This window comes from Enterobacter sp. CFEC122, assembly GCF_052983755.1.
In genome coordinates this window covers 1-1,242 of the sequence record NZ_JBRIQR010000118.1, presented here as the reverse complement: position 1 = coordinate 1,242, position 1,242 = coordinate 1, and the positions used below count along the sequence as shown (strand labels likewise).

At 45.8% G+C, this 1,242-nt stretch carries 1 protein-coding gene and 1 pseudogene; both read left to right on the top strand.

Translation table 11 applies throughout. The features are described from left to right. Positions 1–167: pseudogene (locus tag ACVCAM_RS26390) on the top strand (helix-turn-helix domain-containing protein); the annotation flags it as partial. A gap of 732 nt (positions 168–899) precedes the next feature. Further along, on the top strand, positions 900–1,242 hold a 343-nt coding region (locus tag ACVCAM_RS26385), incomplete at its 3' end, for a helix-turn-helix domain-containing protein (RefSeq protein WP_447093750.1).

The window sequence follows — 1,242 nt, the reverse complement described above, 5'->3', positions numbered from 1 at the left end:
GCAAGGTCTGTGCTTACGCTTTAGATCCCCATGAAGTCTGGAAAGGATATAACACATCCAAAGACTACTCAGCCTTTGTTACCAAGACGTTAGTGAACAAAGATGGAGAAATAAAACGTCGGATAATGGCTATGTTTTCCGGAGAGGAGAGCGGTCAAGAGCAGTAGCGAAGCGACTCTTGACGGCTCGGAACGACCCCCACCCTCGAAAAGGGGGATGGTTCGCCACAGCGAGCCATCCCCATGATAAACCGCCCTTTAAGCAGTAAATCCCATAAATAAATAAAACAGCACATCACTTTTGTAATGTGCCGCATCCCTTTGGGACTAAAAGTACTTAGCCAGGAATGTAATACAGAAAATTAATCGACAAGGAGGTCATCATGATCACTTCAACAATCATCACAATTATTGGCTTAATTGGAAGCCTCATCACGATTTACCGAGAGATATACCCTAAGGATAAGCACTAATTAGCCAGTATACACTCCGCTAGCGCTACGTGACTGGTTCAGGGCTTTGCCCCGAAACCCCTTAAAACCGTCATGCATGGTGATGGCTCACAATGCGAGCCATCACCAGATACAAGGTTAAGCGGGCATTTTGATCGTCAAGGTCAAGCCGCTAACGCGGTCGCCTATGGCGAACCCTGACCCTCAAAATGCCCGACCGGAGGGAGGGAGCTACCTTGAACTTTGGTGTTGTCTGTTGGTTTTCATAGAAGAGAATAGGGGAAAATAATAAATTACTGATTTTTATAGAATTGTTTTTTTCTGATAGGACACAGCTGGTGTCCGCACGTGAGGACACAGCTGGTGTCCGCATGTGTCTGGACATGGGACACCGCAAGTCCTATGATGGGACAAAAATGTCCTATCAAAAAGACACGGAGGGATAAATATGATCGTAGCCTCAGAACATCAAACAAAACTAAGACAGAAAGAAATACAGGAAATCGACAGGAAGGCCTCTAAAGAGCATGAGGAGGCGAAGAAGAATAGCAACTTCACCCAGACATACCCAAAGGGCTGGCAACGCATTAGAGAGCTTGTGAGGGACAAACAGGGTGCTGCTGCTATAGGTCTTTACTCATTTTTCGCTGAACACATAGATCCTACTTGTGGTGCCGTGGTCTGCGACCAGCAATTTTTAGCTAATCAGATGGGTGTTTCTACTCGGACAATTCGTCGTTGGTTAGATTATTTGGAAGAGAAGGGTGCATTGGTAAGAATACCAGTTGCTG